The organism is Streptomyces sp. NPDC107538, from assembly GCF_055657445.1.
In genome coordinates, this window is record NZ_JBVKAY010000002.1 from 1,014,651 (window position 1) to 1,032,161 (window position 17,511).

Genomic DNA, 17,511 nt, shown 5'->3' on the forward strand with positions numbered 1-17,511 from the left:
AAGACCGCCGCTCCCCCAACCACCTCAGGTCGTGGACCTACGCCGCCGCGCCCCCGGCCGCCGCTCACTGGGCCGAGTGACGGGATCCCCCGCCTCCACCGCGGCAGCGCGCCGCCGCAGCCCGAACTCCGCCAGCGCCTCCGCCAGCTTGTGCACCGACGGCTCGGGGGCCATCACGTCCACCCGCAGCCCGTGTTCCTCGGCGGTCTTCGCGGTCGCCGGCCCGATGCAGGCGATCACCGTGACGTTGTGCGGCTTCCCGGCGATGCCCACCAGGTTCCGCACGGTGGAGGACGAGGTGAAGAGAACGGCGTCGAACCCGCCCCCCTTGATCGCCTCCCGCGTCTCGGCCGGCGGCGGCGAGGCCCGCACGGTCCGGTACGCGGTGACGTCGTCGACCTCCCAGCCGAGCTCGATCAGCCCGGCGACCAGCGTCTCCGTGGCGATGTCGGCCCGCGGCAGGAACACCCGGTCGATCGGGTCGAAGACGGGGTCGTAGGGAGGCCAGTCCTCCAGCAGACCGGCCGCGGACTGCTCGCCGCTCGGCACCAGGTCCGGCTTCACACCGAACGCGACCAGCGCCCGAGCGGTCTGCTCGCCCACCGCCGCGACCTTGATCCCCGCGAAGGCACGGGCGTCGAGGCCGTACTCCTCGAACTTCTCCCGGACCGCCTTGACCGCGTTCACCGAGGTGAAGGCGATCCACTCGTAGCGGCCCGTCACCAGCCCCTTGACCGCCCGCTCCATCTGCTGCGGCGTCCGCGGCGGCTCGACCGCGATCGTCGGCACCTCGTGCGGTACGGCCCCGTACGAGCGCAGTTGGTCGGAGAGCGACGCGGCCTGTTCCTTCGTACGCGGCACGAGGACGCGCCACCCGAAGAGCGGCTTGTTCTCGAACCACGACAGCTGCTCGCGCTGGGCCGCGGCGGAACGCTCACCGACCACGGCTATCACCGGCCGGCCGCCCTCCGGCGAGGGCAGCACCTTGGCCTGCTTCAGCGTCTGCGCGATTCCGCCGAGCGTCGCGGTCCAGGTCCGCTGCCGGGTCGTCGTACCGGCGACGGTCACGGACATCGGCGTATCGGGCTTACGGCCGGCGGCGACCAGCTCACCCGCCGCCGCGGCCACGGTCTCCAGCGTCGCCGAGACGACGACGGTCCCGTCGGACGCCCCGACCTCCGACCAGCACCGGTCGGACGCCGTGCGCGCGTCGACGAACCGTACGTCCGCGCCCTGCGCGTCCCGCAGCGGCACACCGGCGTACGCGGGCACGCCCACGGCGGCCGCCACTCCGGGCACCACCTCGAAGGGCACACCGGCGGCGGCGCACGCCAGCATCTCCTCGGTGGCATAAGTGTCCAGGCCAGGGTCCCCGGACACCGCACGCACGACCCGCTTGCCGCCCCTCGCGGCCTCCATGACAAGATGTGCCGCATCCCGCACAGCGGGTGCACCAACGGTTGTTGACGCGCCGTCAACAACCGTCAGCTGAGGCGTGCCTGTGCCCGAAAACGTATCCGCTGAAGTAGCCGCGGAAGAGGCAGAGGCAAGGGAAGCAGCTGCGGACGCCGCCGTCGATGCCGACGGCGGGCTCGAATCGGTGTCCAGTAGGGCGACGCCGGCGCGGGCGTGCGTACGCACCACGTCGAGCACATCGTGCTCGGCGATGAGAACGTCCGCGTTCGCCAGTGCCTCGACGGCGCGCAAGGTCAGCAGTCCCGGATCCCCGGGTCCGGCACCGAGGAAGGTGACGTGACCGTGGTCCGGACCGGCGGGAAGGGTGGTGGGGCTCAATGTGCTCGCTCCCCCATCAGACCGGCCGCGCCCTTAGCGAGCATCTCGGCGGCGAGTTCACGGCCGAGCGCCATTGCTTGGTCGTACGTCTCGGGCACGGGACCGGTGGTGGACAGCTGCACCAGCGTCGAGCCGTCGATCGTGCCGACGACGCCGCGCAGGCGCATCTCCTTGACAATCTGCCCGTCGGCCAGAAGGTCGGCGAACGCACCCACAGGTGCGCTGCAACCGGCCTCCAGGGCGGCGAGCAGGGACCGCTCGGCGGTCACGGCGGCCCGAGTGTACGGGTCGTCGAGCCGGGCGAGCGAGGCGATCAGTTCCGCGTTGTCCGCGGCACATTCGATCGCCAGTGCCCCCTGGCCGGGGGCGGGCAAAACGGTGTCGACCGAAAGGAAGTCGGTCACTTCTTCACTGCGCCCGATCCGGTTCAGTCCGGCGGCGGCCAGAACGACGCCGTCCAGCTCACCCTTCCGCACATATCCGATCCGGGTGTCTACGTTCCCGCGGATCGGCACCGTCTCGATCGTGAGCCCGTGGCTGCGCGCGTACGCGTTCAGCTGGGACATCCGACGCGGCGAACCGGTGCCCACGCGGGCGCCCTCGGGCAGCTGCTCGAAGGTCAGTCCGTCCCGGGCGACCAGGACGTCCCGCGCGTCCTCGCGCACCGGCACGGCGGCCAGCGCCAGCTCGTCCGGGTGCGTGGTCGGCAGGTCCTTGAGCGAGTGCACGGCGAAGTCGACCTCGCCGCGCAGCAGCGCCTCGCGCAGCGCGGTGACGAACACGCCCGTGCCGCCGATCTGCGCCAGCGCCTCGCGGGAGACATCGCCGTACGTGGTGATCTCCACGAGTTCCACGGGCCGACCGGTCAGCCGGCGGACCTGCTCCGCCACCTGCCCGGACTGGGCCATGGCGAGTCTGCTCCGCCTGGTCCCGAGCCTCAGGGCCCTGTCCGCCCTGTCTTGCGGGTCACTCATGATCGCCCTCGGTTCTCGGCGTTCGCCACGAAGTTCATGTCGCCGCTCATGGACTCGAAGTCCATGTCGCCGCTCGCGGACCCGGCGTCCACGCCGCCGCTCGCGGGTCGGTCGCGGTCGTCGGCCCGGGACACGGCGGCGACCGTCTCCTGGTCCAGGTCGAACAGGGTCCGCAGCGCGTCCGCGTACCCGGCGCCGCCGGGCTCGGCCGCGAGCTGCTTCACCCGTACGGTCGGCGCGTGCAGCAGCTTGTCGACGACGCGCCGCACGGTCTGGGTGATCTCGCCGCGGTGCTTGTCGTCGAGGCCCGGCAGCCGGCCCTCCAGGCGGGCGATCTCGCTCGCGACGACATCGGCGGCCATGGCGCGCAGCGCCACGACGGTGGGGGTGATGTGCGCGGCCCGCTGAGCGGCCCCGAAGGCCGCCACCTCGTCCGAAACGATCCTCCGCACCATGTCGACGTCGGCCGCCATGGGCGCGTCGGCGGAGACCTCGGCGAGCGACTCGATGTCGACCAGCCGCACCCCGGCCAGCCGGTGCGCGGCGGCGTCGATGTCCCGGGGCATCGCCAGGTCCAGCAGCGCCAGCACGGGCGCGGGCCGGGGCACCTCGGCGACGGGCTCGGGCCGACGCAGATCGGTGATCCGCCCGGTGACGGCCACGGCCGCGACGAGCGCGGCGATCAGCTCGGCGTCGGCGGCAGGCGTACGCGCGGTCTCGCGCTCCGGCGCACGACGGCTCGTACGCCGGTCCACGGTCGCGTTGTCGACCCAGGCCGCGTGCTGCTCCAGCGTGGCCGCGTCCATCCCGGCGACCGCGGCCTCCCCGTGCACGGAGAAGCCACCGCCCTGGACGGCGGGGAGGTCGAGGGGGCAGTCGTCGTCGCTGCCGATGGAGGTGGGCGGCAGCACCGGTCGTACGTCCGTACGAGCTTCGGCCCCCGTGGGGAGCGCGCCCTCGGGCACCCGTCCCTCGACCGCCGCCGCGACCATCTCGGCGGTCAGGACCAGGCCCGTGGCGCCCGTACAGGAGACGACGACCTCGGCACGTGTCAGCTCGGCCGGCACCGATTCCATCGGTACCGCGCGGGCCAGCACGTCCGTTTCACCCTGTTCGGTCAGGCGTTGTCCATACTGCTCTTCGAGCAGGTGAGCGAGCCGCTCGGCCCGGTCGGACGTCCGGTTGGCGATCACGATCTCGGCGACGCCCGCGCGCGCGAGGGTCGCGGCGGCCAGCGAGGACATCGACCCGGCACCGATCACCACGGCCCGCTTGCCCCGGGCCCAGTCCGTCACCTCCGCATCCGTACCGGCGGTGAACTGCTCCAGCCCGAAGGTCACCAGCGACTGCCCGGCCCGGTCGATCCCGGTCTCGGAGTGCGCCCGCTTGCCGACCCTGAGGCTCTGCTGGAACAGGTCGTTCAGCAGCCGCCCGGCCGTGTGCAGCTCCTGCGCGCGGGCCAGCGCGTCCTTGATCTGCCCGAGGATCTGCCCCTCGCCGACGACCATCGAGTCGAGCCCGCAGGCCACCGAGAACAGATGGTGGACGGCCCGGTCCTCGTAGTGCACGTACAGATAGGGAGTGATCTCGTCGAGCCCGACCCCGCTGTGCTGGGCGAGCAGCGTGGACAGCTCGGCGACGCCCGCGTGGAACTTGTCCACGTCCGCGTACAGCTCGATGCGGTTGCAGGTGGCGAGGACGGCGGCCTCGGCGGTCGGCTCGGCGGCGACCGTGTCCTGAAGCAACTTGATCTGCGCGTCCAGGGAGAGCGCGGCCCGCTCCAGCACGCTCACCGGAGCGCTGCGGTGGCTCAGTCCGACGACCAGGAGACTCATGCCGGCATCACGGCGGGGACATCCCCGTCGGGCCCTTTCCCGGACTCCACGGGAGCCGGCGGTACGGCACCGGCCTCGCCCGCGGCCTCCTCGCCGGCCTTGCGCTGCTCGTGGAAGGCGAGGATCTGCAGTTCGATGGAGAGGTCGACCTTCCGGACGTCGACGCCGTCCGGCACGGTCAGGACGGTCGGCGCGAAGTTCAGGATCGAGGTGACCCCGGCGGCGACCAGCCGGTCGCACACCGGCTGCGCGGCACCGGCGGGAGTGGCGATCACCCCGATGGACACGCCGTTCTCCTCGATGATCTTTTCCAGCTCGTCCGAGTGCTGGACCGGAATACCCGCGACCGGCTTCCCCGCCATCGCCGGATCGGCGTCTATCAACGCGGCCACCCGGAATCCACGGGAGGCGAATCCACCGTAATTGGCCAGCGCGGCGCCGAGATTACCGATACCGACGATCACGACCGGCCAGTCCTGGGTCAGGCCCAGCTCACGCGAGATCTGGTAGACGAGATACTCGACGTCGTAGCCCACACCGCGCGTTCCGTACGAGCCCAGGTACGAGAAGTCCTTGCGCAGCTTCGCGGAGTTGACCCCCGCGGCGGCCGCCAGTTCCTCGGATGAAACGGTGGGTACCGAACGCTCGGACAGCGCGGTCAGGGCACGGAGGTACAGCGGAAGCCTGGCGACGGTGGCCTCGGGAATCCCTCGGCTACGGGTCGCCGGTCGGTGAGTTCGGCCAGTTGCCACGGTGCTCCTGCGGGTAGAGCGGGGCTGCGGGCGGTCATGCGTCCCCAGACCGCCCCGTCGACAGCAGGCTATGTCTTTGTGAACGCGTGCACAAAGATGGTGTCCGATTTGCCCGGCCAACGTGACCGGGGTCACGCACATGCGACGCGCATGTACGGAACCGGCACGCACGTACCGTCGTTCCACACCGGACGCCTTGCACAACGGGGGCAAAACCGCACACTCTCCTCACGAATCCCGCCCCCGAGACCAACCAGCCCATCGATCCTAAGCGACTTTTGGGACCACTTGGACTGGTCGGTCAGGTCACAACTCGGGTGACCTAGGAGAGGGCTTTGCGAAGGCGCTCCTCGTTCACCCGCCAGAAGGTGTGCTGAGCGCCGTCCACCAGGACGACCGGAATCTGCTCCCAGTACTGCCGGTGCAGTTCCGCGTCCTCGGTGATGTCCTTCTTCTCCCAGGGAACGCCCAGCTCACCGCAGACCTTCCCGATCACCGCCTCCGCGTCGTCGCACAGATGACATCCGGGTTTTCCGATCAGTGTGACGAGCCGCTCACCGGAATTCTTCGGCGTCCGCCGGAACATGGCACTCATGCCGGCCATTGTCGCTCGGCACCGGATCTCCACACCCCTTCCTCACCATGAAGCGCACGACCTGCCCTTTTCCCCACCGGTTCCCCCCTCTTCCGCACCCGGACACGCCGTCCCCATCACTTCTTTAACGGCACGGTCGCGGAGAGTTCACAGCACGCAAACCTCTCGACTCCGGAACCACCGAACAGACTGGCTATGCTCACGACATGGCCGCTCTCGGATGGCTCACTCCCCGTAGGCGCTCCGCCACGGCGCGGAGCGTTTTGGCAGGCGAGGCCTCTGCGGAGGCAGCGCGCAAGTCCTCCCAGGAGCTGGAGGACATCTCCCCCGCGCCCAGCGCCGCCGTCCAGGAACCGGAATTCCCGGTCCTCGGCGACGACAGGGCCGCCGCGTTCTTCGACCTCGACAACACCGTCATGCAGGGCGCCTCGCTCTTCCACTTCGGGAGGGGCCTGTACAAACGGAAGTTCTTCGAGACCCGCGACCTCGCCCGGTTCGCCTGGCAGCAGGCCTGGTTCAGGCTGGCGGGCTCCGAGGACCCCGAGCACATGCAGGACGCCCAGAACTCCGCGCTCTCCATCGTCCAGGGCCATCGCGTCGCCGAACTGACGATCATCGGCGAGGAGATCTACGACGAGTACATGGCCGAGCGCATCTGGCCGGGCACCCGCGCGCTGGCCCAGGCCCACCTCGACGCCGGCCAGAAGGTCTGGCTGGTCACGGCCGCGCCCGTGGAGATCGCCCAGGTGATCGCCCGCCGCCTCGGCCTGACCGGCGCGCTCGGCACGGTCGCCGAGTCCGTCGACGGCGTCTACACCGGCAAGCTGGTCGGTGAACCGCTGCACGGCCCCGCGAAGGCCGAGGCCGTCCGCGCCCTGGCCGCCGCCGAGGCCCTCGACCTCTCCCGCTGCGCCGCGTATAGCGATTCCCACAACGACATCCCGATGCTGTCGCTCGTGGGCCATCCGTACGCCATCAACCCCGACAGCAAACTCCGCAGGCACGCCCGCGAGATGGACTGGCGGCTGCGCGACTACCGCACCGCCCGCAAGGCCGCCAAGGTCGGCCTGCCCGCCGCGGCGGGCGTGGGCGCGGTGGCCGGTGGCACGGCGGCCGCGATCGCGCTGCACCGCCGCCGCCGCTGAACGACTGAACGACTGAACGGCCGATCGCTTCTCGAACGCCGGAGGGGCTGGGTTCTCCCAGCCCCTCCGGCGTTCGCGCGTCCGGCCCCTGACCGGCATTCCAGCCGTCCTACCCCCACTCCGCCCCCCTCAGTCACGCCCTCCGCACCCGACCACAACACGCCCCGCACCCAGGCGGAACACGAACCGAATCGATCAACAACCGATCACGACACCGCACTTGAGCAGCCTCCAATACGTAACAGAAGCGACGTAATCGATGATTTGAGCAACTGGGTGTAGCAGTGCCTGCACGAAGCGTTATTCTCCTCAAACGCAAACCGGTACCCCTCCGTCGCTACGACGGGTGAAAGGTTCCGCACTGCACGTGATGGAAGCTCTGCCTCTGGGAGTCCCGTGTACCCACACGTCGGGGTTGACGCCTCGGGCCTGGCTACGCTGCGCGCGACGGTCAACCAACTGTTGCGCGGCTTCGTCCCCACCGCGTACGCCGTCCCCGCCCTCGCCACCTCCGCCGCGCCCGTCGGCCCGTGCTACGCACTGGCCGACGGCAGCGCGACGGTAGGCAGACGAGGCCGTTCGGGATCCACCGCCACGACCACCCGCCGTCCCGCCGCGGACAGCGACAGCGCCCGCATGATGGACCTCGTCGAACGCGCCCAGTCCGGCGAGGCCGACGCCTTCGGCCGCCTGTACGACCAGTACAGCGACACCGTCTACCGGTACATCTACTACCGCGTCGGCGGCAAGGCGACCGCCGAGGACCTCACCAGCGAGACGTTCCTGCGCGCCCTGCGCCGCATCGGCACGTTCACCTGGCAGGGCCGCGACTTCGGCGCCTGGCTGGTCACGATCGCCCGCAACCTGGTGGCCGACCACTTCAAGTCCAGCCGTTTCCGGCTGGAGGTCACCACCGGCGAGATGCTCGACGCCAACGAGGTCGAGCGCTCCCCGGAGGACTCCGTCCTGGAGTCCCTCTCCAACGCCGCCCTCCTGGAGGCCGTACGCCGCCTCAACCCGCAGCAGCAGGAGTGCGTCACCCTCCGCTTCCTCCAGGGCCTCTCCGTCGCCGAGACCGCCCGGGTCATGGGCAAGAACGAGGGCGCGATCAAGACCCTCCAGTACCGCGCGGTCCGCACCCTCGCCCGCCTCCTCCCGGACGACGCCCGCTGAGCACACCGCTCATCCACGCTCCGCGACGCCCAACTCACCCTCCGTCGACGTCCGTTGACTTCCTCGCCCGATCATCCGCCGTCCGTAACCCAAGTGCCGCGCCGCTCGTTGTGCGGGATACAGGCTCCCTGTGGTCGCGCCTGACCGACACCGATCACTCGATCGTGTGACCCGGTCGGGGACGTGCAACCCTCAGGACCCCCTGGGGAGTCGACCGTCATGACGAGAGGAGGTGCCGCCAGTGATCGCGAACGTATCGGCGCACCGGCGGGCGAACGCCTTCGCCCAGGCCCTGGAGGAGCTGTCCGACCGGGGCACGGCGGCCGAGCAGCCCGAGGGATCGACACCGGCCCCGGCAGCGGAACAGACCGAGCAGGGCCGCATGGTGGCCCTCACCACCGGTCTCGACGAGCTGCCCAAGCCAGTGCTCGACCCCGAGGTGAAGGTCGTCCATCGCGCCCAGTTGGTGGCCGCGATGGAGGCCATGCTGCGGGACGGCACACTGCCGGGGCGGGCGGACACCACGGTGCCCGAGCAGCGATCGGGCCGGGGGCGAGGCGCGCACCGGGCAAGCCCGCTGGGCAAGTTGCGACCACGGTCCCGCCTGACGAAGGGCCTCGCCGCCGGCGGGCTCAGCGTCGGCGTGGCCGCGAGCGCGTTCGGCGGTGTGGCCGCCGCCAGCTCGGACGCCCTGCCCGGTGACTCGCTCTACGGCCTCAAGCGCGGCATCGAGGACGTGAAGCTCACCCTGGCCGACGACAGCGACGACCGGGGCCGGCTCTATCTGGACCAGGCGTCGACCCGGCTCGGCGAGGCCCGCCGGCTCATGGAGCGCGACCGGGGCGGACAGCTCGACCACGAGTCCCTCGGCGAGATCCGCCGCGCCCTCAGCGGGATGCGGCACGACGCCGCCGAGGGCCACCGGCTGCTCCACGAGGCCTTCGAGCGAGATCCGGAGTCCCTCGGCCCCATCCAGGCCCTCTCCGCCTTCTCCCGGTCCCACCGCGAGGCCTGGGGCGCGCTCCGCGACCGGCTGCCCGTGCAGCTCGGGGACGTGAGTCAGCAGGTCTCGTCGGTCTTCGACGCCATAGACGACGAGGTCGCCCCGCACTCGTCGCTCCTGCCGCAGCCCCCCGTCCAGGGCGGCGACGGCAAGCAGCGCTCCACGGGCTCCGGCACCCCCGGCACCAAGGCCCCCGGCCACCCGGCCCCGACCGCCACGGGCGGCTCCGCCACCGGCAGCCAGGACACCACCGGCAAGCCCAAGCCGTCCACCTCCGACTCGGAGAGCGGCGGCGAAGGCCTCGTCGGCGGCACCACCGGCGGCCTCCTGGACCCACCCCAGGACAACACCGCCAGCTCCTCCCCCCCCACCGACAAAACAACCCCGCCCCAAGAACCCGACGTCACCCTCCCCCCCCTCCTCCCGGGCCTCCTCCCGGGCCTGGGCATCAACGGCGACGACAACAACTAGCCCACGCCAACACCGGCCAGTCCCCTACGACGGTGGGGCGCCCTTCTTCGGGAAGGGCGCCCCACTCGTGCGTGGCCGCCGCAGCCGCAGCAACCGCCCTGCCCGCAGCGCCGCAGGCTGCCCCAGCTTCCCGGCTGCGGGCAATCGTGCCGCTGGGGCGGCACGGGTGGGCGCAGGCGGCACCTCGTCACCGCCGAGCAGCGGACCCACCCCCGCCCAGCCCGACCGCCGGATCCCCGGACGACCGCCCCTCAGAAGAACACCGACCGCCGCCGCACCAGCAACTTGGACAGCGTGTGCTGGATCTGTTCCCGTACCTGGTCGGTCAGGTTGAACATCAGCATCGGGACCCATCTACATTGCCGCCCTCGCGACGCTTCGCGGGCTTCGGACGGCTGCGCCGGACTCCGTCCGACGGGCCCAGGCATCCCGAGTCCGCCCTCAGAAGAACACCGACCGCCGCTGCACCAACAACTTGTACAGCGTGTGCTGGATCTGCTCCCGTACCTGGTCCGTCAGGTTGAACATCAGCATCGGGTCCTCGGCGGCCTCCGGCGGGTAGCCGTCCGTCGGGATCGGCTCGCCGAACTGGATCGTCCACTTCGTCGGCAGCGGCACCGCGCCCAGCGGGCCGAGCCACGGGAACGTCGGCGTGATCGGGAAGTACGGGAAACCGAGCAGCCGGGCCAGCGTCTTGGAGTTCCCGATCATCGGATAGATCTCCTCCGCGCCCACGATCGAGCACGGAATGATCGGCGTCCCGGCCCGCAGCGCGGTGGAGACGAAGCCGCCCCGCCCGAACCGCTGCAGCTTGTAGCGGTCCCCGAACGGCTTGCCGAGCCCCTTGAAGCCCTCCGGCATGACCCCGACCAGCTCGCCCTGCTGCAGCAGCCGCGAGGCGTCCTCCGCGCACGCGAGCGTGTGGCCGAGCTTGCGCGCCAGCTCGTTGACCACCGGCAGCATGAACACCAGATCCGCCGCGAGCAGCCGCAGATGCCGCCCGGTGGGGTGGTTGTCGTGGACGGCGACCTGCATCATCAGGCCGTCCATCGGCAGCGTCCCCGAGTGGTTGGCGACGATCAGCGCGCCACCGTCCGTCGGGATGTTCTCGATGCCCTTCACCTCGACCCGGAAGTACTTCTCGTATACCGGCCGCAGCAGCGACATCAGCACCTGGTCGGTGAGTTCGGCGTCGTAGCCGAAGTCGTCGACCTCGTAGTCCCCGGTGAGCCGCTTGCGCAGGAACGCGAGACCGCCCGCGATCCGTCGCTCCAGCGCGCCGCCGTCCTGTGCCTCGGCGGCCTCCTGGGGCGGCTCCGGCTTCTCCCGTGTCACAGGGACATCATCCGTGCTGGTCGGCACTCCGGGGAGGGCCTGGACCTCACCGGCTTCCCGGACGACCGCGTTCTCGCCCTTGCGCCGGCTCCCCGCGCTCCGGCGGCGCGGCGGGCGCTGCACGGCGCCCCCGCGGGTCCGGTCGTCGTCGAACGGAATGACCTTGGCGTCCGCCATCGTCGATGCGCTCCTCGGTTAACGCTAATTGGCGCTCTGCGTCGGGGGGTGGCCGCCGCCCGGCGTGGGCACGGGCAGGGCGGCGATCCGGTCGATGGCCCCAGCGAGGGCCTCGGGGGGCAGGAGGCCGGGCCCCCTGCTGCGGGCGAAGTCCGCGAACGTCTCCGCGGTCGTGTACCGGGCCCGGTAGCCCAGCGTCTCGCGCATCTGGTTCGTCGACACGACCCGCCCGTGGGTCAGCAGCCGCAGTTGCTCCGGCGAGAAGTCGGTGACGCCGAGCGTACGGACCATCGAGCCGACCCAGCTGACCGCCGGCATCAGCAGCGGCACCGTCGGCCGCCCGAGGCGCCGCGCGCACTGCGACAGCAGCAGGACGCCGTCGCCCGCGATGTTGAACGTGCCGCTGTTGAGCGTGCCCCGCTCCGGCTCGTGCGAGGCGATCCGCAGCACCTCGATCACATCGTCCTCGTGCACGAACTGCAGCCGCGGGTCGTAACCCAGCACGGTCGGCAGCACCGGCAGCGAGAAGTACGAGGCGAGCGGTGAATCGGCGCTCGGCCCGAGGATGTTCGCGAACCGCAGCACACAGACGGCCACATCGGGCCGCCGCCGGGCGAATCCGCGGACGTACCCCTCGACCTCGACGGTGTCCTTGGCGAAGCCGCCGCTGGGCAGCGACTTGGGCGGGGTGGTCTCCGTGAACACGGCCGGGTCGCGCGGCGCGGACCCGTACACGTTGGTGCTGGACTTGACCACCAGACGTTTGATCAAAGGTGACTTCTGACAGGCACCGAGCAACTGCATGGTGCCGATGACGTTGGTCTCCTTCAGCGTGGCCCGGCCACCGCTGCCCAGCGGGGTGCCCGTGACATCCATGTGCACCACGGTGTCCACGGTGTACTCGGCCAGCAGTCGGGCTATGGCGGGCTGCCGGATGTCGGCCTGGACGAAGTCCGCGCCGCCCAGATGGTGTCCGGGCGGAACCGCGTCCACCGCGATGACCCGGTCGACCTGCGGGTCACGCTGGATCCGCCGCACGAAGCGGCCTCCCAGCTGACGGGCCACACCGGTGACGAGCACGACCTTCCCCAAGATCAGCGCCTTCCTTCCCGACGTCCGCTCACATAGGCGTAACTCTGCTCGTACTCTGCCGCGTTCCCCGTGTGCGGCCACGTTAGCGGTTGGATGTTGCGCTGTGGTGACCGCGACCCCGTGAATGACCGGCGAATGCACGCGACCGCAGGCGGCCGGCGAAAACACCGCGACCCCCCACCGCATGCGGTGGGGGGTCGCGGAACGCGCTCTCAACAGCGCTCGCGCAAGAAAGCAAGGCGTACGACCCCCTTTGCGCGAGGGGGCCGGCCGGGACCCCTCAATTCCGGGGCCGGGCCGCCTTACTTCTTGTTGCGACGCTGAACGCGGGTGCGCTTGAGCAGCTTGCGGTGCTTCTTCTTAGCCATCCGCTTGCGCCGCTTCTTGATAACAGAGCCCACGACTACCCTCGCTCACTTCTCATCACTCGGCGTTTGGGCGCCATGGGCCCATACGACCTACGAGGGGCCAGCCTACCCGTCCGAGCGCTGAGGTCGTAATCGAGGAGGAGCGGGGGTATCCCGGAAGTCCCGCAGGGCCTCCGGGACCCCTCGATCCCGGTGGCCGTCAGGCCGTCTCCACCCCCACATAGCTCTCGCGGAGGTACTCGTGCACCGCTTGCTCCGGCACCCGGAAGGACCTGCCCACCCGGATCGCCGGCAGATGACCGCTGTGCACCAAGCGGTACACGGTCATCTTGGACACTCGCATCACCGAGGCGACTTCCGCCACGGTCAGGAACTGAACCTCGTTCAGAGGCCTCTCGCCAGCTGCAGCCATGACACACCTGAACCTTCCGCACTCGACTCGACGGCCACCGGCTTCCCCTTCCGGTGACTCTTCGTCGTTGCGTGCTCACTCCCCAATGTAGGGGCGGGTGATGCGAGTGGGGAAGAGGGGATGCCATCGGCGGCCTACTGTGACAGACACGCCCGATTGAGTACGTAGCGGGTCAGCGGTCGGTAGTAATCAGACCGCACACCGTCATCAAGTGGAACGACGACGGACACCCGCCCCTCCGCCTCCCCCACGAAGAGTGCGGGATCGTCCGTATCGGCGAGACCGATGGCCTCGAACCCCAGCTGACCTGCCCCGCAGACCCAGCCGTGGTCTCCCACCACGAGTTCCGGGAGCGGCCCGCCGGCCTCCGCGGCGGCCGCCAGAACCGTCCGAACCGGCAGCGGTGAATGCGTGTGCACGCCGGTCGCACAACCGGAGTGAAGGGAGGTCGCTTCGCGGACCAGAGCGACACCTCGTACGTAGTCAAGGTTGTACGTGCGTAGACCGAACCGGGTCGTTATGTCGACACGTCTACCCGTCGCGGGGGTGAGAACCTCACATCCCGCCGACGACAAGGCGTCCGCCAACGCGCCGTAGAAGCCGATCAGCCGATGCGGATGCCCGGTCCCGAGGAGCACCCGTCCACCACGGTGAGCGACGGCCCCGACCCGATCCGCGAACCGGTCCAACGCCCCCAGCGTCAGCTCCGGATCAATCACATCCTGCCCTGACGCGCACCGCGGATCGGCCGAAACCCCACACTTCTCCGCCATCAATCCGAGCACATCCCGCTGCCGCCATGCCCCGTCCGGATCAATCCCGATCAAAAACCGAGGATCCCGAGCCGCGAACAACCGATAACTCCGCAGACTCGCCTCCCGAGCGGTAGCCACCCTCCCAGCCAGCCCAAAAGCCACCAACTGCTCCCGCAACACCCCACCACTCACCACCCCCCGAGCCTGACGCACATCAACCCCCAGAGCCCGAAAACCACTGCTCCACCACACAGTTGGCCTAGCCCCTTCTCTTTCCGGGGCGCGGAGACCTGCCTCTTTTTGGGGGCGCGGGGAACTGCGCGAACGGGGTCCGGGGCAGAGCCCCGAATCTGTGACGGGGGGCCGAAGGGGGCGCGCAGCCCCCTGCAGGATGGGACGGGTAGGGGCGGCGGGGGCGAGAAAATCCCCAGGAGCCACCTAAACCACCTAGAACCCCTAGAACCACCTAGGGCAACAACCCCCGCAACGGAAACACGGCCTTACGAGCAGCAAGCACCGCCTGATCCAACCGATCCGCAGGGTCGTACCCCGCCTCCCAGTCGGCCCAACTCACAGGCCACCGCCCATCAGTCATCCGCGCCGGCGCCAACTGCCGCGTCAACGCGAACACCCGCTGCCGCCACTCCTCCGGCACCACCGCCTCCGGCGCGATCTCCCGCCCCGCCGCGATCGCCACCAGATGCGTCCACGACCGCGGCACCACCTCCACCACCGCGTACCCACCCCCACCGAGCGCGACCCACCGCCCGTCCGCGTACTCATGGGCCAGCGAATGCAGCGCCACCTGCACCGCCCGCTGCGCGTCCAACGACACCGCCAGATGCGCCAACGGATCCTCGAAGTGCGTATCGGCCCCGTGCTGCGTCACCAACACCTGCGGCCGGAACTCGGCGAGCAACTCCGGCACCACCGCGTGGAACGCCCGCAACCACCCCGCGTCCCCGGTCCCCGCCGGCAACGCCACATTCACGGCCGACCCCTCCGCACCGGACGGCGCCCCCGTCTCCTCCGGCCACCCCGTCTGCGGGAACAGCGTCCGAGGATGCTCGTGCAGCGAGATCGTCAGCACCCGCGGATCCTCCCAGAACGCCGCCTGCACCCCGTCCCCGTGATGCACGTCCACATCCACGTACGCGACCCGCTCGGCCCCCAGCTCCAACAGCCGGGCGATGGCGATCGACGCGTCGTTGTAGATACAGAACCCGGAGGCGCCCCCGGGCATCGCATGGTGCAGCCCGCCCGCGAAGTTCACCGCGTGCAGCGCGTCCCCGCGCCACACGGCCTCGGCCGCCCCCACCGACTGCCCCGCGATCAGCGCGGACACCTCGTGCATCCCGGCGAAGGCCGGATCGTCCATGGTCCCCAGCCCGTACGCCGTGTCAGCCCCCCGCGGGTCGGCCGACGCGGCCTTGACCGCCGCCACATAGTCCTCGCGATGCACGAGCCGCAGGGTCGACTCCCCCGCCGGCTTCGCCGAGACGACGTCCATCTCCCGGTCGAGCCCGAAGGCGGTCACCAGACTTCGGGTCAACGCCAGCCGGACCGGATCCATCGGATGGTCCGGCCCGAAGTCATAGCCCGTTACTGCCTCGTCCCACATCAGCTGTGCGCGGCCGCTCATGCCCGCCACCGTATCGGTCCGGTTGAGTCTCGAACGACCGGGCGTACACCAACGTCACCAGCACCAACACCATCGGTACGAGCATCGCCCCGCGGTAGCTCCAGAGGTCCCCCAGCGCCCCCACCAACGGAGAACCGATCAGGAACCCGACATAGTTGAAGATATTCAGCCGAGCGACGGCCGCGTCCGAAGCCCCGGGGAAGAGCCGCCCGGCCGCCGCGAACGTCTGCGGCACCAGCACACACAGCCCGAGCCCCAGCAGCGTGAACCCGAGCATCCCCACCCAGGCCCCCGGCGCCCCCGCGACCACGGCGAACCCGACCGCCGCCACCACGGCCCCGGCCCGTACGACGGCGGCGGCCCCGAACCTCCGCACCCCGAAGTCCCCGAGCGACCGCCCGATCAGCGTGGTGACCATATAGACGTTGTAGGGCACGGTCGCCAGCTGCTCACTGCTCCCCAGCACGTCCTGCAGGTACTTGGCGCTCCAGTTGGAGACGGTCGAGTCCCCGATGTAGGCGAAGCACATCACCAGACAGAGCGGCAGCAGCAACTTGAAGGAGACCGCGGCACCCGCCCCCGCACCCGCCAGGACGGCGTCCTCCTTCTTCTCTTCCTCTCCAGACCCCGCGTCGACGTACCACCGGCTCCCGACCAGCACCGCCGGCAGCAGCACAACCACCACCGGCAGATACGACACCACCAGCGCCAGGTCCCAGTGCGCCCCGACCCAGGCCAGCGAGGCCCCGGCTATCCCGCCCAGGCTGTACACGGCGTGGAAGCCGAGCATGATGCTCCGCCCGTACGCCCGCTGCAGGCTGACCCCGAGCATGTTCATCGACGCGTCGAGCGCCCCGACCGCCAGCCCGAAGGCCGCCAGCGAGACACCGAGCACGACCATCTGCTCACCGGCGCCCACGCCGAGCAGCGCCAGGAGCACGACGGGCTGGGACCACCGCAGCACCAGACTCGGTGGCACCTTCTTCACGAGGTGCTCGGTGCAGACACTGCCGACCCCGGCGAGGACCGGCACGGCGGCGAGGAAGAGAGGCAGCAACCCGTCGGAGACCCCGTACCGGTCCTGAATGGCCGGAATCCGCGTCACGAGCAGCGCGAAGGCGACACCCTGAGCGAAGAAGCTGAACGCCAACGCGGCCCTACCGCGCCGCAGCACATCTGTCATGGCGGCACAGTAGGGGGCACGACCTACCCATGGGTAGAGGAAGTTGAATACTGCTCAACTCAGCAGTTGGAGCAGCTCCTCCATGTCCGAGAAGTACCCCTTGGCTCCGACGAGCTTGTCGGCGGGTGTCATCGTCGTGAACCCGTACACATCCATCCCGGCCGCGACACCGGCCCGCACCCCGGCGGGACTGTCCTCGACAACCACGCACCTCTCCGGAGCCACTCCCATCCGCGCGGCCGCGTGCAGGAACAGATCGGGCTCCGGCTTCCCCCGCCCCACGTCCTGCGCGCTGAAGACGAGCCCGGCTCCGAACCACCGGTCCAGCCCGGTCGTCCGATGCCCCACCCTGATCCGCTCATGGCTCCCGGACGAGGCCACGCAGTACGGCACGTCGTCCGCGACGAGCTTCTCCAGCACCTCGACGACACCCGGAACGGGCCTCAACTCCCGCTCGAACGCGGCGAAGACCCGGCCATGGAAGACATCGTCGAAGTCCTTGGGCAACGGCCGGCCCGTCCGCTCCAGCACCAGCTCGTGCACCCGGTGCATCGCCGACCCCATGTACTCCCGAATGGAGTCCTCGTACGAGGTCGGGTACCCCAACTCCGTAAGAAAGGCCGCAAGCAGTCGGTTGGAGATCGACTCACTATCGACGAGAACACCGTCATTATCGAAGATCACGAGGTCATAGCGCATAATTCGACCCTAAACGCAGAAAGCCCCCGCCGGGAACCCGGCGGGGGCTTTCTCAATATTTGTTCGGCGGCGTCCTACTCTCCCACAGGGTCCCCCCTGCAGTACC

At 70.1% G+C, this 17,511-nt stretch carries 16 protein-coding genes and 1 pseudogene; 3 read left to right on the plus strand and 14 right to left on the minus strand.

Annotated features, from left to right (window positions below):
* Positions 1 to 24: 24 nt before the first annotated feature.
* From ACZ7MG_RS10425 to ACZ7MG_RS10445, 5 genes are all read right to left on the minus strand, one after another.
* Positions 25 to 1,794 (minus strand): bifunctional uroporphyrinogen-III C-methyltransferase/uroporphyrinogen-III synthase, encoded by a 1,770-nt coding sequence (locus tag ACZ7MG_RS10425; protein WP_471385006.1) that lies wholly within the window; start codon positions 1,792 to 1,794, stop codon positions 25 to 27.
* Entirely contained in the window at positions 1,791 to 2,768 is a 978-nt protein-coding gene (gene hemC / locus ACZ7MG_RS10430) for a hydroxymethylbilane synthase (RefSeq protein ID WP_471385004.1), read from the minus strand. Before hemC ends, ACZ7MG_RS10425 begins: the two co-directional genes overlap by 4 nt.
* The gene (locus ACZ7MG_RS10435; protein ID WP_471385002.1) at positions 2,765 to 4,603 is read right to left on the minus strand and encodes a glutamyl-tRNA reductase; all 1,839 of its coding nucleotides are present in this window, start codon (positions 4,601 to 4,603) and stop codon (positions 2,765 to 2,767) included. The genes hemC and ACZ7MG_RS10435 overlap by 4 nt, the downstream gene beginning before the upstream one ends.
* Positions 4,600 to 5,355 carry a redox-sensing transcriptional repressor Rex gene (locus tag ACZ7MG_RS10440; RefSeq protein WP_471385000.1) on the minus strand — a complete coding sequence of 252 codons (756 nt, stop codon included), beginning with the start codon at positions 5,353 to 5,355 and terminating at the stop codon, positions 4,600 to 4,602. Before ACZ7MG_RS10440 ends, ACZ7MG_RS10435 begins: the two co-directional genes overlap by 4 nt.
* A 322-nt stretch (positions 5,356 to 5,677) precedes the next feature.
* Complete coding sequence (locus ACZ7MG_RS10445) at positions 5,678 to 5,959, minus strand: glutaredoxin family protein (protein ID WP_086756013.1); 282 nt, start codon at positions 5,957 to 5,959, stop codon at positions 5,678 to 5,680.
* Between the two features lie 197 nt (positions 5,960 to 6,156).
* Between ACZ7MG_RS10445 and ACZ7MG_RS10450 the strand changes: the two genes are divergently transcribed.
* The 3 genes from ACZ7MG_RS10450 to ACZ7MG_RS10460 all read left to right on the plus strand — a co-directional run bounded on the left by ACZ7MG_RS10450 (position 6,157) and on the right by ACZ7MG_RS10460 (position 9,742).
* Positions 6,157 to 7,095: an HAD family hydrolase gene (locus ACZ7MG_RS10450; RefSeq protein WP_471384998.1), complete on the plus strand. Its 939-nt coding sequence runs from the start codon at positions 6,157 to 6,159 to the stop codon at positions 7,093 to 7,095.
* A gap of 396 nt (positions 7,096 to 7,491) precedes the next feature.
* Positions 7,492 to 8,268: an ECF subfamily RNA polymerase sigma factor, BldN family gene (locus tag ACZ7MG_RS10455; RefSeq protein WP_013001616.1), complete on the plus strand. Its 777-nt coding sequence runs from the start codon at positions 7,492 to 7,494 to the stop codon at positions 8,266 to 8,268.
* A gap of 241 nt (positions 8,269 to 8,509) precedes the next feature.
* On the plus strand, positions 8,510 to 9,742 hold the full coding sequence (locus ACZ7MG_RS10460; RefSeq protein ID WP_471384996.1) for a DUF5667 domain-containing protein: 1,233 nt from the start codon (positions 8,510 to 8,512) through the stop codon (positions 9,740 to 9,742).
* 251 nt (positions 9,743 to 9,993) lie between these two features.
* On the opposite strand, the pseudogene ACZ7MG_RS10465 reads toward ACZ7MG_RS10460, so the two are convergent.
* From ACZ7MG_RS10465 to ACZ7MG_RS10505, 9 genes and pseudogenes are all read right to left on the minus strand, one after another.
* Positions 9,994 to 10,089: pseudogene (locus tag ACZ7MG_RS10465) on the minus strand (glycerol acyltransferase); the annotation flags it as partial.
* Positions 10,090 to 10,183: 94 nt separating this feature from the next.
* Complete coding sequence (locus ACZ7MG_RS10470; RefSeq protein ID WP_471384995.1) at positions 10,184 to 11,254, minus strand: lysophospholipid acyltransferase family protein; 1,071 nt, start codon at positions 11,252 to 11,254, stop codon at positions 10,184 to 10,186.
* A gap of 24 nt (positions 11,255 to 11,278) precedes the next feature.
* Positions 11,279 to 12,346 carry an NAD-dependent epimerase/dehydratase family protein gene (locus ACZ7MG_RS10475; RefSeq protein ID WP_471384993.1) on the minus strand — a complete coding sequence of 356 codons (1,068 nt, stop codon included), beginning with the start codon at positions 12,344 to 12,346 and terminating at the stop codon, positions 11,279 to 11,281.
* Positions 12,347 to 12,648: 302 nt separating this feature from the next.
* A complete protein-coding gene (locus ACZ7MG_RS10480) occupies positions 12,649 to 12,747 on the minus strand; it encodes a 30S ribosomal protein bS22 (RefSeq protein ID WP_003948845.1) in 99 nt (32 codons plus the stop codon).
* 166 nt (positions 12,748 to 12,913) lie between these two features.
* Positions 12,914 to 13,126, minus strand: a complete 213-nt coding sequence (locus ACZ7MG_RS10485) for a helix-turn-helix domain-containing protein (protein WP_004984898.1) — start codon at positions 13,124 to 13,126, stop codon at positions 12,914 to 12,916.
* 134 nt (positions 13,127 to 13,260) lie between these two features.
* The gene (locus ACZ7MG_RS10490) at positions 13,261 to 14,076 is read right to left on the minus strand and encodes a phosphatase (RefSeq protein ID WP_471384991.1); all 816 of its coding nucleotides are present in this window, start codon (positions 14,074 to 14,076) and stop codon (positions 13,261 to 13,263) included.
* A gap of 271 nt (positions 14,077 to 14,347) precedes the next feature.
* On the minus strand, positions 14,348 to 15,523 hold the full coding sequence (locus ACZ7MG_RS10495) for an acetoin utilization protein AcuC (protein ID WP_471384989.1): 1,176 nt from the start codon (positions 15,521 to 15,523) through the stop codon (positions 14,348 to 14,350).
* Entirely contained in the window at positions 15,474 to 16,706 is a 1,233-nt protein-coding gene (locus tag ACZ7MG_RS10500; RefSeq protein WP_471384987.1) for an MFS transporter, read from the minus strand. Before ACZ7MG_RS10500 ends, ACZ7MG_RS10495 begins: the two co-directional genes overlap by 50 nt.
* Positions 16,707 to 16,760: 54 nt before the next feature.
* Positions 16,761 to 17,405: an HAD family hydrolase gene (locus tag ACZ7MG_RS10505; protein ID WP_471384985.1), complete on the minus strand. Its 645-nt coding sequence runs from the start codon at positions 17,403 to 17,405 to the stop codon at positions 16,761 to 16,763.
* Positions 17,406 to 17,511 lie beyond the last annotated feature (106 nt).

Excerpts from the sequence above, each read along its gene's own strand:
- hemC (WP_471385004.1), bottom strand. The coding sequence starts at position 2,768 with ATGAGTGACCCGCAAGACAGGGCGGACAGGGCCCTGAGGCTCGGGACC.
- ACZ7MG_RS10435 (WP_471385002.1), bottom strand. The coding sequence starts at position 4,603 with ATGAGTCTCCTGGTCGTCGGACTGAGCCACCGCAGCGCTCCGGTGAGC.
- ACZ7MG_RS10445 (WP_086756013.1), bottom strand. The coding sequence starts at position 5,959 with ATGGCCGGCATGAGTGCCATGTTCCGGCGGACGCCGAAGAATTCCGGT.
- ACZ7MG_RS10450 (WP_471384998.1), top strand. The coding sequence starts at position 6,157 with ATGGCCGCTCTCGGATGGCTCACTCCCCGTAGGCGCTCCGCCACGGCG.
- ACZ7MG_RS10470 (WP_471384995.1), bottom strand. The coding sequence starts at position 11,254 with ATGGCGGACGCCAAGGTCATTCCGTTCGACGACGACCGGACCCGCGGG.
- ACZ7MG_RS10485 (WP_004984898.1), bottom strand. The coding sequence starts at position 13,126 with ATGGCTGCAGCTGGCGAGAGGCCTCTGAACGAGGTTCAGTTCCTGACC.
- ACZ7MG_RS10495 (WP_471384989.1), bottom strand. The coding sequence starts at position 15,523 with ATGAGCGGCCGCGCACAGCTGATGTGGGACGAGGCAGTAACGGGCTAT.
- ACZ7MG_RS10500 (WP_471384987.1), bottom strand. The coding sequence starts at position 16,706 with ATGACAGATGTGCTGCGGCGCGGTAGGGCCGCGTTGGCGTTCAGCTTC.
- ACZ7MG_RS10505 (WP_471384985.1), bottom strand. The coding sequence starts at position 17,405 with ATGCGCTATGACCTCGTGATCTTCGATAATGACGGTGTTCTCGTCGAT.